The sequence below is a fragment of the Paenarthrobacter sp. NCHU4564 genome, assembly GCF_052156435.1.
Classification (GTDB): domain Bacteria; phylum Actinomycetota; class Actinomycetes; order Actinomycetales; family Micrococcaceae; genus Arthrobacter.
In genome coordinates this window covers 1-14581 of sequence record NZ_JBQLIS010000025.1, presented here as the reverse complement: position 1 = coordinate 14581, position 14581 = coordinate 1, and the positions used below count along the sequence as shown (strand labels likewise).

Sequence of the window (14581 nt, the reverse complement as noted above, 5' to 3'; positions counted from 1 at the left end):
GCGCTTAAATGCCGAGGATGCTCCGCGCGATTTCGTCGGCATCGCGCAGGGTTCGCTGGCCGCTGGCGTAAACCCTGCCGGTGCGCGGACGCGCTTCGGCGGCGATGGCGGTCCCCCACTGGGAGGCCGACAGCTGCAGCCCCAGGACATACATGCCCTTCGTGACGGAACCGTTGGCAGCGACTGGACGGTACGGGTGCGGCTGGACGTCCAGGCCCGTGGTCTGCATCGGTGTGCCTTCCACGCTCATCATGATCCTGGTGCGCACCAGGCCGTCAGCCATCAATTGCTCCAACAGCGGCGAAACGTTGAAATTGACCCGGTTGGCCGGCGACATCGCCTCGATCAGCGTGCGGGCTTCCGCGGGAGCGTCGTGTACCCAGGGTGAATCGGCCCGGAAGACTCTCGCGGTCCTGTCTACGCTGAACTTGGGGTCGGGTCCTACGAAGCTCACGACGCCGGCCCGCGCCAAGGCGGCCAGCTGTTCCGATCGCAGGGCGGGAGGACCGCTTGCCAGCCCCTCCACGAACGACTCAAACCATCCACGGAGTCCGGCAAGCCAGGACTCGTCGGTGATCCCCCCGTCCGCGACCACGGACTTCAAAATCGCACGGCCGGTATGAAGGGCGCCGATCGCCATCTTCACCGGGTCCGACTCCCCCAGGGCGGACCGCCGCGCGTCATCATCCAGGTATGCAGTGATCGCCGCATCCAGCTCACGGCGGGAACTGAAAGACCTGCCGGCTAATGGCGCGGCAAGCGCGCGCAGATTGAGGCGGCGCGAGGCTACGACATGCTTCTCCACGAGCTCACCAACGTCGCTCTCCCAGTTCGCCGTGGAGTGGGCGTGCGGCTGCATCGCGTCCCCCAGGTCCGCCAGGAACTGTTTCGGGTCGCGGATGGCTGCCGGTTGGGACCTCGCCAGCGTCGAGTAGTAAGCCCACAAGGCATCCCGGTGGAGCAGCGGCCACAGATCGTGGTCAAACGCCGGCTGGATTCCTGCCGCCCGAAAACGGTCCATGGCCGCCTCCGTCAGGTACCGCATGGTGACGCTGCTGGGGTAATACCCGGTCAGGCCGGCTTTCGCGCGGTACGGCGTCCCCCGCCGGGAGGCAGCAATGATCTTCGGTTCGCGGCCCGATGGCCGGTACTCAAGAGCGGCGGCTCCGGGTGAGCCGGCGTCCACAAACTTGCCCCCACGCCCTTCGGTGAGCTGCCCCATCACATCGAAGAAATTCAAACCCATGCCCCGGACCAGCACGGGCTCATTGTCCGGCACGCGCTGCCAGTCAACATCGGCAGGAGGCGCAGGAGGGAAATAGAGCAGGCCATGTTCGGCTGCCGCCTGGTCGAAGGAACGCTGCTCCGGGTTCAGCCGCGAGTCGACATGGCCCAGCGCCAGGACCACCGAACCGACGGTGAGGACCGCGCCGTCCGCAAGTTCGACGTCGAACTGGTCGCCTGACGGACGCGCAGCAACAGCCTCTGTCTGGTGGAAGGTGACCTCAACGGCGTCGGGCTTGCGCTCCAGCACCTCCGCGAGCGTCTGCCGCAGATAACGCCCGTACAGCGCCCTGCTCGGGAAATCATGGGACTCAAGCGTGGAAAGCTCCGCCTTTTCGGCCTCGTCCAGTCCGCGGCCATCACGACGGCGGGACTCCCGCCACTGGTCGAACGAACCACCCGCGAGCGGCGGCGCAAGTTGGGGATCCTCAGGAATCAGCGTGGGATAGAACGATTGGGTGTTCATCAGGAACAGCCGCGACTGCTCCGGCTGCCAGACATGCCCTGAACCCGCGGGGTAAGGGTCTACGACGTGGATATGGAGCGACTGGAGGGCTGTCGGGGTCGCCGTCCAGTTGGCGAGCAGGCGCTCAAGGACACTGGTCCCGCGGGGACCGGCCCCGATCAGGGCGACACTGCGTGTTTGCTTTATATCCACGCTCCAGCTTAACTTCCGTGTGACTTGCTTCCCGTTGACGGGAGTTGCTTGGATGGGGCGATGACCACCACAGCAGAGACCGGTCAGGGACCGGCCGAACCGATCGCACCTGAACCCACGGACGAGAACGCGTGGCTGGAAGACATCCACGGCGAGGAGCAGCTGGCCTGGGTCCGGGAACAGAACGCGCGTACCGAAGACCTGCTCGATGGTGACGACTACGCTGCCGTGGAGGCCGGAATCCTGGAAGTCCTCGACTCCACGGACCGCATCGCCATGGTGGGCAAACGGGGCGGGTACTACTACAACTTCTGGAAAGACCAGGAACACCCCAAAGGCCTGTGGCGCCGCACCACCTGGGACAGCTACAAGGCTGACGAGCCTGAGTGGGATGTGCTGCTCGATATCGACGCGCTGGCCGCTGCAGAAGACCAGGAGTGGGTTTTCCACGGAGCCACTTTCCTGCGCCCCCGGGACGGCGACGACTACCGGCACGCCATGATCGCGCTGTCGCCCGACGGCGGAGACGCCAACTGCTACCGCGAATTCGACGTAGCCACCCGCAGTTTCGTGGATCCTGTTGGCGGTGGCTTTGATATTCCCACGGCCAAGGGCAATATCAGCTGGCTCGACGCCGACACCCTGCTCGTCTCCAGCACGGCCGCCGGACTCCCTGCCACGTCCTCTTCGTATGCCCGGACCGGCGTGAAGCTTCGCCGGGGCCAACTGCTGGACGATGCCGAACGGCTTTTCGAGATCCCCGAAGACCACATGCTGGCCATGGTGGTCCACGACGCCACTCCGGGCTTCGAACGGACCTTTGCCGTTGACTACATCGATTTCTACAACCGCCAGACCTGGTTGATGCAGGACGGCCGGTGGCTGGCCATCGATGTGCCCACGGACGTCAACATCAGCGCCCACCGCGGCTGGCTCCTGTTCCGCCCCCGGAACGACTGGGAACCGGCCGGCACCGTGCATCCCGCCGGATCCCTGCTGGCCGCCAGGTTCAATGACTGGCTGGCGGGTTCCCGGGAGCTCACCGTCCTGTTCACCCCGGATGAACGAACGTCACTGCAATCCTGGAGCTGGACCCGCGACTACCTCCTGCTGAACCTCCTCCGGGACGTTTCATCGGAAATCCGGGTACTGGATCCTTCCCAGGCCGGCCCGGACGGTTCCTGGGCGTCCACCCTGCTGGATGCCTGCCCGCCCCTGCATGATGTCAATGCCTACGCCGTGGACGACGAAGACTCTCTCCCCGGGCCGGGCGACGATGCGTCTTTGGACGCCGCCGGCAACGACTTCTGGCTGGTGGCCACCGGTTTCACGACACCTACCACCCTGATGCGCGGAACCCTGACGGCCGCTTCCGGAACCCCCACCGTGGTGAGCAGCCACGCCGTCGTCAAACAGTCGCCGTCGTTCTTCAACGACGAGCTCTACGAGGTGCAACAGCACTTTGCCACCTCCGCCGACGGCACCAAAGTCCCGTATTTTCAAGTCGCCGCCAAGGACCTGGTGCTGGACGGCCGGAACCCCACCCAGCTGTCCGGATACGGCGGGTTCGAAGTCTCACGCACTCCTGCCTACAGCGGAACCATTGGACGCGCCTGGCTGGAACGCCGCTTGACCGGTGCCGATGCACGCGGCGGTGTGTACGTGGTGGCGAACATCCGTGGCGGCGGCGAGTACGGACCGTCCTGGCACCGGGCGGCCCTGCAGGAGAACAGGCACCGCGCCTATGAAGACTTTGCAGCCGTGGCCAAGGACCTGGTCACCCGCGGCGTCACCAGCCGCCGGCATTTGGGCTGCGTGGGCGGCTCCAACGGCGGACTCCTGGTTGGGAACATGCTGACCCGTTACCCGGAGCTGTTCGGTGCTGTGTCCTGCGGCGTACCCCTGCTGGACATGCGCCGGTACACCAAGTTGTCCGCCGGATACTCCTGGATCGCCGAGTACGGCGACCCCGACGTGCCCTCGCAGTGGGAATTCATCAAGACTTTCTCCCCCTATCACCTGCTCAGGGACGGCGTGGACTACCCGGAGACGTTCATCTGGACGGCAACCTCGGATGACCGCGTCGGGCCTGTCCAGGCACGCAAAATGGCCGCCCGCATGCAGGCCATGGGCATACCGAACGTGTGGTTCCACGAAGCATTGGAGGGCGGACACGCGGGAGCCTCGGACAACCGGCAGGCCGCAGCATTGCAGGCCCGCAGCAATCACTTCCTCTGGCAGGCCCTGGCCGGAGCCTGAGTGGCTGGGCGGCTGTTTTGCACTGGGCCGCACGTTCTGCGTATCCTTGGTGGGCTAGCAATAGCGGATTGGAGACGTGCCAGAGCGGCCGAATGGACTTCACTGCTAATGAAGGGTCGGGGTTAAACTCGACCGGGGGTTCAAATCCCCCCGTCTCCGCGAATTGGTCCCGGTTCTTTTGAACCGGGACCTTTTGCGTTCCAGGTGTCCGCTGAGGGCTTCAGCCGGACGCCGCAAGCTACCTCCGGGCCGACCCGGCGCTGACCTCAGCACCTGCATCGCGGTGGAGGGCGAGGCTGTCGGCGGCGCTCACCAGCATCAGGACCGCCATGGCAATGAACGCGCCCTTGTAGGCGGCAATCTGGTCTGCGCCGAAGACCGGGGCGGTATCGAACAACCGCAGGAACAGGGCGCCCACCGCAATGCCTGCCCCTGCGGCCAGTTGGACCAGCGTGGCGGAAATGGCGTTGGCGGAGGGCAGCTCGTCCGGGATGATGTCCGCGTACTGCACTGAGGCGTAGGCGGAGAATCCTATGGAGCGGAACGCCCCGCTGAACAGAAGCAACGCAAAGATGATGGGTTCCGGTGTCTGCGGGGTCAGGAACGCGCAGAGGGCAAAGGTTGCCGCCGACGCCAGCGAGGCAAACACGAGCACCGGCTTGAAGCCAAAACGCCGAATGATGGGCGTGGTGGCTGGCTTGATGCCGATATTGCCGATGAACACGGCGGCCACCATCACCCCGGCCTTCAGGGGATCCCACCCGAACCCGTCCTGGAACATCAAGGGCAGCAGGAACGGGACGGAACTGATGGTCAGGCGGTAAATGAAACCACCCGTGGACGTCGCCCTGAACGTCCGGGTCCGGAAGACGCCGAGGTTGAACAGCGGCACGCGGGTCCTGCGCATCCACCAGACTGCACCTCCCAGCGAGAGGACTCCGGCAGCAACCACGACGGCGGCCAGCAGCCCGGGCGCGTGGCCGCCCAGGGTTTCCAGGCCTACCACCAAGGCACCAACGCCCAGCGTGGTCAGCAGCAGGCCAAACCAGTCCAGCTTGCGCTTGCCCTGAGGTTTGGTGCCCGGTACCAACCGGAGGGCTGCGATAAACGCCGCGATGCCCAGCGGCAGGTTGATGAGGAAGATCCAATGCCAGGACAGGAACGTGGTCAGGGCTCCGCCCACCATCGGAGCGAGGACGGGCGCAAGCAGGCCAGGCCACACCAGATAGGCGGTGGCACGCAGGAGCTCGGACTTGGGCGTGCCGCGGAGGACCACCAGGGTCCCGACCGGCACCATCATCGCCCCACCGGCTCCTTGGGCCACGCGGCTCAGCGTCAGCATGGTCAAGTCCTGACTGAGTGCGCATAGCAAGGATGCGACCGTGAACACCGCGATGGCCGCGCAGAACACCGTTCGGGCGCCCATCCGCTCGGCCAGCCAACTGCTGAGCGGAATACCCATGGCCACGGTCACCAGGTATGCCGTCATGGTGATGTTGACATCCGCCGCAGCTACGTTGAAGTCTGAGGCGATACTGGGAATGGCCGTGGTCAGGACTGTGCCATCCAGGAACTCCATGAAAAACGTCGCTGCCACCAGCAAAGCCAGGCGTGGCTGCCAGGTGCCTTCCTGTCCTGCTGTGACGTCCGTGCTGCTGGAAGGTGTACTCATGACTTCCGTCCGGGATCTCTGGGGTGGTCCGCTCCGCTCATGCGGGTTTGCCTAGATCCTATAGAGGCAGAGTGGGAGCGATCACAACATGACGTTCATCGTAGGGGTTTCATTGCAGTTGGACGTTCATATCGGGCGTCCATACGGGCGCCCCGCAACATCCCCGCGCTATTCCGGCGCTATCCCGCCTGCGCCAGGGCCAGTGGAAGCACCGCGCCGGCCCCAGCATGCCGAAGCGCTCCTCCCGCCACTGTCATGGTCCACCGTGAGTCGATCAGGTCATCCACCAGGAGGACAGGCTGTCCCTGCAAGGCTGTCAATGCGTGGGCCAGCTCCGGGCCTACGACCAACCGGTCCCAGACTCCCGCGAGCCTGAAGGCACTGTTGCCGCCACGTGATCCCGTGGGTCCACCGAACTGGGGCTGGAGCTGACCCAGATACGGCATACGGCCGATGCCTGCGATTCCTTCCGCCAACGTCGCCACCAACTGCGGTTTGCTTCTTGAGGGAATACTGATCACAGCGGCGGGGCGCCCGGCTCCGCTCCACGGCGTTCCGCCTTCGGCCCCGGACCATTCGCGCAGCACCTGGACGCAGCCCTGCAACATGGCGGGGTCAACAGCGCGGTCTGTCGCTCCTGCTGCAAACAGCTCCCGCAGCGGACCTCCCCAGCCCAGATCAGTCAACCGCGCAAGGACGCGTCCTTCCGAAACGCTTGTGTCCGGCTTGATCTTTCCCTTCACCGCGACCCCCAGCCGGTCCATGCCACTGGGCCACTGCAGCCGGGGCTCCACTGCGACTCCTGCCCGGCGCAGCGTCTGGCCGGCTGTATCCATGGCGGAGTCGGCGATATCCGACGGGAACCAGCGGCCGGCGCAGTTGTCGCAACGGCCGCAGGGAGCAGCCGTAGGATCATCCAGCACCGACGTGATGAACTCCATGCGGCAACCGGCGGTGTCCTGGTAGATCACCATCGAGTCCTGCTCATCCACGCGGGCCTCCGCGATTCGTGCGTACCGCTCAGCATCGTAGCTCCAGGGGTGTCCTGTTGAGCGCCAGCCGCCTCCTACGCGTTCCACTGCTCCGTCCACGGCCAAAACCTTGAGGAGGAGTTCCAACGGGGTGCGGCGAAGGTCCACCCGGGCTTCCAGTGCCACCGTGGACATGGCCGCACCTGCTTCCGACAGGACGTGCAGGACATCCGAGGCCTTTTCTTCGGAGGGCATGGACGCTGTCGCAAAGTACTGCCAGATCTCACGGTCCTCGGGTCCCGGAAGCAGGAGGACGTCAGCGTTTGCTGCGCCACGACCGGCGCGACCCACCTGCTGGTAGTACGCAACCGGGGACGACGGGGCGCCAAGGTGGACGACGAAGCCCAGATCCGGTTTGTCGAATCCCATTCCCAAAGCGGACGTGGCCACCAGTGCCTTGACCTGGTTGTCCTTAAGCAGTTGTTCGGCCCGCTCACGGTCCGCAGGATCAGTTCGGCCCGTATACGGAAGCACGTTGTGGCCGGCCTCGGACAACAGACGGGCGGTATCCTCTGCAGCGGAAACCGTGAGCGCATAGATGATGCCGCTTCCCGGAAGGTCGCCCACGTGCGTCAGAAGCCACCCAAGGCGGTCCCTGGAGTTGGCCAGCTTGAGGACGCCAAGCCGCAGGGACTCCCGCCCCAAGGCCCCGCGAATGGTCAGCACTCCTGCTCCGAGCTGTTCTTCAATATCGTGCACCACACGCGAGTTGGCTGTGGCGGTGGTTGCCAGCACGGGGACAGACCCCGGAAGTTGGGCGATGAGGTCCGCGATCCGGCGGTAGTCGGGCCGGAAGTCATGTCCCCAGTCCGAGATACAGTGCGCTTCATCAATGACCAGCAACCCCGTCCGGCGGATTAACTCCGGCAACTGGTTTTCCCTGAAGGCAGGGTTGGTCAGACGCTCCGGGGAGACAAGGAGTACGTCTACCTCGTCAGCGGCCAGCTGGGCCCTGACTGTCTCCCACTCAAGGGCGTTCGCGGAGTTGATTGCAACCGCACGGACCCCCGCCCGCGCGGCCGCCGCGACCTGGTCCCGCATCAGGGCCAGCAACGGCGAGACGATCAGCGTTGGACCTGCACCACGGCGACGCAGGAGCAGCGACGAGACGAAGTAGACCGCAGACTTCCCCCAGCCGGTCCTCTGCACCACCAGGGTCCTTCGCCCGGCATCAACCAGGGCTTCGATGGCCTCGAACTGCCCCTCGTGGAAGTCCGCCTCTGGATGTCCCACCAGCTCCCGGAGGCAGGCCAGGGCGTCCTGACGGGTAGATGTTTGCACGGAAGCGGCGGCGTTCGCGGGGTGATTGGCCATGGATTCCAGTATTCCAGCCAGCCCCGACAGCCATCACCATGCAACCGGCCTATGTGGAAAACGGGTTTCCACAAGCACTCCTCCCGGTTCCTGCCGAATTGCCCTCCCGCAGTAGGATTGAGCGCGTGACTAGCGAGCAGAACCAGAATTTCGACCTCTCGGCTTCCTTCAAGGCGTATGACGTCCGGGGAATCGTGGGGGAATCCATCACGGCTGAAATCGTTGAGGCCGTGGGTGCTGCCTTCGTTGATGTCCTTGGCCTGGAAGGCCAAACCGTCCTGGTGGGCGGGGACATGCGCCCTTCCTCCCCGGAGTTCAGCCGGGCGTTTGCCAATGGGGCTGCCACCCGTGGGGCGGACGTGCAGCTGCTGGACCTGATTTCCACGGATGAGCTCTACTACGCCAGCGGCGCGCTCAACGCCGCCGGGGTCACGTTCACTGCAAGCCACAACCCGGCGGAGTACAACGGGATCAAGATGGCCAAGGCCGGTGCGGTGCCGATCTCCTCGGAAACGGGTTTGAAGGAGATCCAGGCCCTGGCAGAGGAATACTTGAACAGTGGTTCCATTCCTGCCGCTGCCGTGCGCGGGCAGATCGGTGTCCAGGATGTCTTGAAGGGTTATGCCGAGTACCTGCGCAAGCTGGTGGACCTGTCCGGTTCGCGCCGGTTGAAGGTCGTGGTGGATGCCGGCAACGGCATGGCCGGGCTGACCACTCCCGCGGTGCTCGGTGACAAGCTGTTGCCTGCCCTGCCCTTCGAGATCGTCCCGCTGTACTTCGAGCTTGATGGCTCTTTCCCCAACCACCCGGCCAACCCTTTGGAGCCGGAAAACCTCCGGGACCTGCAGGCAGCGGTGATCGAGCACGGCGCGGATATCGGCCTGGCCTTTGACGGCGACGCCGACCGTTGTTTCGTGATCGATGAGACCGGCCAGCCGGTGTCCCCGTCCGCGATCACCGCATTGGTGGCCCGGCGGGAGATCGCCCGGGCCAAGGCAGCCGGTGAAGAAACCCCGGTGATCATCCACAATCTGCTCACGTCCAAGGCTGTGCCCGAGCTTGTCGCCGCTGATGGCGGCCGCGCAGTCAGGACCCGTGTGGGCCACTCGTTCATCAAGGCCGTCATGGCCGAAGAAGGCGCAGTTTTCGGTGGCGAACATTCGGCCCACTTCTACTTCCGCGATTTCTGGAACGCCGACACCGGGATGCTTGCCGCGATGCACGTCCTCGCAGCGTTGGGTGAGCAGGACGGGCCACTGTCGGAGCTGGGCCGGCAGTATGAGCCCTATGTCTCCTCCGGTGAGATCAACTCCGAGATCGAAGACAAGGCCGGCGCGATCGCGCGCGTACGTGAAGACTTCGCCGCAGAAGACATCGACGTCGACACCATGGACGGGTCCACCTTCATCGCCAGGAACGGATCCTGGTGGTTCAACCTGCGCCCGTCAAACACCGAACCGTTCCTGCGCCTGAACGCCGAAGCCAAAGACCAGCCCACCATGGAAAAGATCCGCGACCGCGTCCTCGCCATCGTCAGGGGATAAGGAACACAGACCATGAACCAAACACCTCAAGCAGCGGGGAATCCGGCCGAAGACCACACGCAAACCTCCACGCCCGGCGCGGAAGACGCCGGGATCGTCCAGGAGCGTGAACTCCGGGAGACCCTTGGTACAGCCCTGGGCACCGCGCAGGAACACCTGCTCCAGAACGGTGGATTCCTTCCCTTCGGCATCACACTGTCCCATGACGGTGAACTCAGGATCGTCATGGTGACGCCCAACGAGCCGGACGAGAACGGCGAGCTCGATGCCGGGCAGATGCTGGACGACGTTCAGCACCTCCTCCGCCAAGGCCGGGACGACTACCGCGCGGTAGCCATTGCCTACGACGTCACCCTGCCGGAACATGGATCGGACGGGATTACGGGAGCAGCGGAGCACCGCGACGGTGGCGTGCTGGCAGCGATAGTTCCCTATCATGAAACAGAAGACGGGTTCACTTTTGGAGCAATGGAGCCCGACACCCACGAGCCGACGATCTGGGTGGACTAGACCTCGTCACGTAAGGGAAAGCCATGAAAATCAATGCTTTCGCGGATGTGAGCCTCCGCGCTGTCATGGTGCTTGCCGCCGCACCGGACGGCACGTTGTTGACCACCCAGGCTGTGGCCAATGCCGTAGGCACTCCTTACAACCACGTCAGCAAAGCCATGGTCCGGCTGCGCGAGATGGGCTTGATTGATGTTGAGAGGGGCAGGCTCGGCGGCTCACGCTTGAACACCGCCGGCCGCCGGGCCACCGTCGGCCAGATCCTGAGGCAGCTTGACAGCCGCCAGGACCCGGCCGAGTGCCAGTCCCCCAATGGCGATTGCCCCCTCCTGACCGAGTGCGGGCTCCGCCATGCCATGAAACGTGCACGAGAAGCCTTCTACCGCGAGCTCGATGCCGTAGTCATTTCCTCTTTGCCCCATGCGCGCCAGATGGCTCCGGTCTTTCAAACCATCGGCCTGCGTCCCGAATTCCAACACGCGTCTGCAGGAGAACCGGCAAGCTCACCACAGGCAGCCCCGGCCCTCCCGTCTTGATCGGCCCGCGCCGTCCTGATCGGCCCGCGCCGTCCCGATCGGCCCGCGCTCGGCGGATCGGACCGCGCTTGGCGGACTCAACTTGCATAACCCTTCTACAGGGCGTAGAAATTGAGCTGTGAATACAAGCATTAGAAATACTTGTATTCGGATGGTCCGGACAACCCGGCCGGATACCAACGTCAGGAGAACCATGCTCTCGGAAAAATCCCGCCCCATCATTGAAGCCACTCTCCCACTGGTCGGATCACGGATAGGTGCCATCACCACAGACTTCTACAACCGCCTCTTCTCCGCGCATCCCGAGCTGCTGGACGGCCTGTTCAGCCGATCCAACCAGCGCTCCGGCGAGCAGCAGAAAGCGCTGGCGGGAAGCATCGCTGCGTTCGCCTCCCACCTGGTCAACAATCCAGGCACCCTTCCGGAGAGGGTTCTTTCGCGGATCGCCCACAAGCACGCATCCCTGGGTATCGTCGAGGAACAGTACGGGGTAGTTTACGAGCACCTTTTCGCAGCCATCGCGGCCGACCTCGCTGACGTCATCACGCCGGAAATCGCCGAAGCCTGGACCGAGGTTTACTGGCTCATGGCCGACGCCCTCATCAAGCTGGAAAAGGACCTCTACGAGTCCCAGGCCAACACCCATCTGTGGATGCCCTGGCGGGTGGTATCCAAGGAGGCGGCCGGCAAGGATTGCATGACATTCACCCTTGAACCTGCTGATGATACGCCGGTTACCGAAGCCAAGCCCGGCCAATACATCAGCGTCAAGGTGGCACTGCCGGACGGCCTCCGCCAGGTCCGCCAGTACTCGCTCACCGGCGGCGCGGGAACCAGCCGGGTCTTCACCACCAAACTCAACGACGGCGGCGAGGTGTCCACCGCCCTGCACACCGCCGTCGAACCTGGTGACGTTCTTGAGATTTCCAACCCGTATGGCGAAATCACGCTCAAGGACGGGGAGGGACCGGTTGTCCTTGCCTCGGCGGGAATCGGATGCACCCCGACGGCGTCGATCCTGCGCTCGCTCGCAGACGCCGGATCGGACCGCGACATCCTGGTCCTCCACGCCGAGCGGTCCATGGACGGTTGGGCCCTGAGCGGCCAGATGACTGCGGACGCCGCGAAGATCGATGCCCGGTTGCACCTCTGGCTGGAGTCCCCGGAACCCGGAGCCAACGCCGGCTTCATGTCGCTGCGCGAGGTGGACCTGCCGGCCGACGCCTCGCTCTACTTGTGCGGGCCGCTGCCTTTCATGAAGAAGATCCGCGACGAAGCGATTGAAGCCGGCATCCCCGCCACCCGCATCCATTACGAGGTTTTCGGACCGGACGTCTGGCTTGCCAACTAGAAAAACCAACGACGGCGGCCTGTCACCTTTCCAGCGAATGGTGACAGGCCGCCGTCGTTCACTTAGGGACGCCGTTGTCCCTAAGAGGTCTAGGCCAGACGCTTCTTGAGGCCGTCCAGTTCAGACTGCAGTGCTGCCGGGAGCGAACCGCCGAAGTTGGCGAACCATTCCTCGATGGAAGCCAGCTCTGCAGCCCACTCGTCAGCGTCAACGCGGACCGCTGACTCAACCTCGGCCGGGGTCATGTCCAGGCCCTCAAGGTCGATTGAGTCTCCGGTCGGGACGAAGCCGATCGGGGTCTCCACGGCGTCGGCCTTCCCTTCAAGGCGCTCGATGGCCCACTTGAGCACGCGTGCGTTGTCACCGAATCCGGGCCAGGCGAAGCCACCCTCGGCCGTGCGCCGGAACCAGTTGACCAGGAAGATCTTCGGCAGTCGCCCGGGGTTGCCCTTGGCCGACAGGTTGACCCAGTGGTTCAGGTAGTCGCCCGCGTCGTAACCGATGAACGGGAGCATGGCCATGGGGTCGCGGCGGACAACGCCAACGGCGCCGGCGGCAGCAGCAGTGGTCTCCGACGAAAGGGTGGAGCCCATGAAGATGCCGTTGGACCAGTCGCGGGCCTCGGTGACCAGCGGGATGGTGGTCTTGCGGCGGCCACCGAACAGGATCGCCGAGAGCTCCACACCGTCGGGGCTGTAGTACTCGTCCGCCAGCATGTCGATCTGGTCGATCGGCGTGCAGAAGCGTGAGTTCGGGTGCGCAGCCGGGGTTTCCGAATCCGGAGTCCAGGAGTTGCCCTGCCAGTCGGTCAGGTGCGCCGGGGTCTCCTCGGTCATGCCTTCCCACCAGACTCCACCGTCGTCGGTCAGCGCGACGTTGGTGAAGATGCTGTTGCCCTTGGCGATGGCGCGCATGGCGTTGGGGTTGGTGCCCCAGCCGGTGCCCGGAGCGACGCCAAACAGGCCGGCTTCCGGGTTGACGGCGCGGAGTTCGCCTTCCTTGCCGAAGCGCATCCACGTGATGTCGTCGCCAAGGGTCTCCACCGTCCAGCCCTTGATGGTGGGATCGAGGAGCGCAAGGTTGGTCTTGCCGCAGGCGGACGGGAACGCAGCGGAGATGTAGTACGTCTTCTGTTCCGGGGAAGTCAGCTTGAGGATCAGCATGTGCTCTGCCAGCCATCCCTCATCGCGGGCCATCACGGAGGCGATGCGGAGTGCGTAGCACTTCTTGCCCAGCAGGGCGTTTCCGCCGTAGCCGGAACCGAAGGACCAGATGGAGCGCTCTTCAGGGAAGTGCACGATCCACTTCTCCGGGTTGCAGGGCCAGGCGACATCGGCCTGGCCGGGCTCCAGCGGAGCGCCAAGGGAGTGCAGGGCCGGCACGAAGAAGGCGTCGGTCTGGGTGATGCGCTCGAGGACATCCGAGCCGATGCGGGCCATGATGCGCATGGAGGCCACCACGTAGGCGGAGTCGGTGATCTCAACGCCGAACTTGGGGTCTTCGGCATCCAGGTGGCCCATGACGAATGGAATGACGTACATGGTGCGGCCGCGCATGGAGCCGGCGAACAGGCCGCGAAGCTTCTTCTTCATCTCCTCCGGCGCCATCCAGTTGTTGGTGAAGCCGGCATCGCGCTCGTTTTCGGAGCAGATGAAGGTCTGCTCTTCAACACGGGCAACGTCTGCGGGATCGGAGAACGCGGCAAAGGAGTTGGGGAACGTCTCCGGGTTCAGGCGCTTCAGAGTTCCAGCCTCGACGAGCTCGTCGGTCAGCTTCTTGTTCTCTGCTTCGCTGCCGTCAACCCAGTGGATGCGGTCCGGCTGGGTCAGTTCAGCAACTTCCTCAACCCAAGCCAGAAGGCGTGCATGCGTAGTAGGTGCCTTCTCAAGCAGCGGCAGTCGCGCCAGATCGCCCATTGCGGTTCCCTTCCTCGGGTTCAGTGGTGTGTCCTAAACGATAGGGGCCGCGGACCAGACCATTGGGCTTGTCAGACATCTGATCTGCAAAGGAACGAAGAGCAAAACCCCGGGAATTCAAGGATCTTGGCTTCGAGGAAGCGTATTTAAGTGACAAAGGTCACGTAGACCGGTCTAGTTGCGCAGATTACAGCTTCTCGATTTGGAACTTCACATGAACTTCTGTAAAGTTTATTGAGGTTCGAGGGGGTCAGAGAAACAGACCGCCGCGAATCACGCGAAATGCGCCCATAGCTCAGCTGGATAGAGCGTCTGTCTACGGAACAGAAGGTCAGGGGTTCGAATCCCTTTGGGCGCACAAATGAAGACCCGCACCGGTTCGCCGGTGCGGGTCTTTTTCTTTCCCCTGCGTACTAACCGAGCACCCAACCAGGTCGCAGGTTGTGGGGGGTTGTGGCCCCCAAAACCCCCCAAACGCCGGCCGGGGGGGTGGGGGAGGGCGGGGGTAA

The 14581-nt window shown here is 64.2% G+C and carries 9 protein-coding genes and 2 tRNA genes; 7 read left to right on the top strand and 4 right to left on the bottom strand.

All coding sequences use genetic code 11. The features are described from left to right. Positions 1-4 precede the first annotated feature (4 nt). Positions 5-1942 (bottom strand): FAD/NAD(P)-binding protein, encoded by a 1938-nt coding sequence (locus ACSVIE_RS18940; protein WP_442424846.1) that lies wholly within the window; start codon positions 1940-1942, stop codon positions 5-7. A 60-nt stretch (positions 1943-2002) separates the two neighbouring features. On the opposite strand from ACSVIE_RS18940, the gene ACSVIE_RS18935 reads away from it, so the two are divergent. Beyond that, positions 2003-4201, top strand: coding sequence for a prolyl oligopeptidase family serine peptidase (locus ACSVIE_RS18935; protein WP_442424845.1), 2199 nt, complete (start codon positions 2003-2005; stop codon positions 4199-4201). Positions 4202-4271: 70 nt separating this feature from the next. Next, positions 4272-4360: transfer RNA gene (locus ACSVIE_RS18930), tRNA-Ser, on the top strand. Positions 4361-4439: 79 nt separating this feature from the next. On the opposite strand, the gene ACSVIE_RS18925 is transcribed toward ACSVIE_RS18930, so the two are convergent. Both ACSVIE_RS18925 and ACSVIE_RS18920 read right to left on the bottom strand, forming a co-directional pair. Then, the gene (locus ACSVIE_RS18925) at positions 4440-5873 is read right to left on the bottom strand and encodes an MFS transporter (RefSeq protein WP_442424844.1); all 1434 of its coding nucleotides are present in this window, start codon (positions 5871-5873) and stop codon (positions 4440-4442) included. Positions 5874-6052: 179 nt separating this feature from the next. Beyond that, on the bottom strand, positions 6053-8218 hold the full coding sequence (locus ACSVIE_RS18920) for a RecQ family ATP-dependent DNA helicase (protein ID WP_442424843.1): 2166 nt from the start codon (positions 8216-8218) through the stop codon (positions 6053-6055). Positions 8219-8343: 125 nt separating this feature from the next. Between ACSVIE_RS18920 and ACSVIE_RS18915 the strand changes: the two genes are divergently transcribed. From ACSVIE_RS18915 to ACSVIE_RS18900, 4 genes are all read left to right on the top strand, one after another. Next, on the top strand, positions 8344-9762 hold the full coding sequence (locus ACSVIE_RS18915; protein WP_442424842.1) for a phosphomannomutase/phosphoglucomutase: 1419 nt from the start codon (positions 8344-8346) through the stop codon (positions 9760-9762). 12 nt (positions 9763-9774) lie between these two features. Next, positions 9775-10272 carry a hypothetical protein gene (locus ACSVIE_RS18910; protein WP_442424841.1) on the top strand — a complete coding sequence of 166 codons (498 nt, stop codon included), beginning with the start codon at positions 9775-9777 and terminating at the stop codon, positions 10270-10272. A gap of 23 nt (positions 10273-10295) precedes the next feature. Next, positions 10296-10805, top strand: coding sequence for an RrF2 family transcriptional regulator (locus ACSVIE_RS18905; RefSeq protein ID WP_442424840.1), 510 nt, complete (start codon positions 10296-10298; stop codon positions 10803-10805). 193 nt (positions 10806-10998) lie between these two features. Beyond that, positions 10999-12156: a globin domain-containing protein gene (locus tag ACSVIE_RS18900; RefSeq protein ID WP_442424839.1), complete on the top strand. Its 1158-nt coding sequence runs from the start codon at positions 10999-11001 to the stop codon at positions 12154-12156. An 89-nt stretch (positions 12157-12245) separates the two neighbouring features. Here ACSVIE_RS18900 and ACSVIE_RS18895 read toward each other — a convergent pair whose 3' ends face one another. Beyond that, positions 12246-14072 (bottom strand): phosphoenolpyruvate carboxykinase (GTP), encoded by a 1827-nt coding sequence (locus tag ACSVIE_RS18895; RefSeq protein WP_442424838.1) that lies wholly within the window; start codon positions 14070-14072, stop codon positions 12246-12248. 284 nt (positions 14073-14356) lie between these two features. Here ACSVIE_RS18895 and ACSVIE_RS18890 point away from each other — a divergent pair. Beyond that, positions 14357-14430: transfer RNA gene (locus ACSVIE_RS18890), tRNA-Arg, on the top strand. Positions 14431-14581 lie beyond the last annotated feature (151 nt).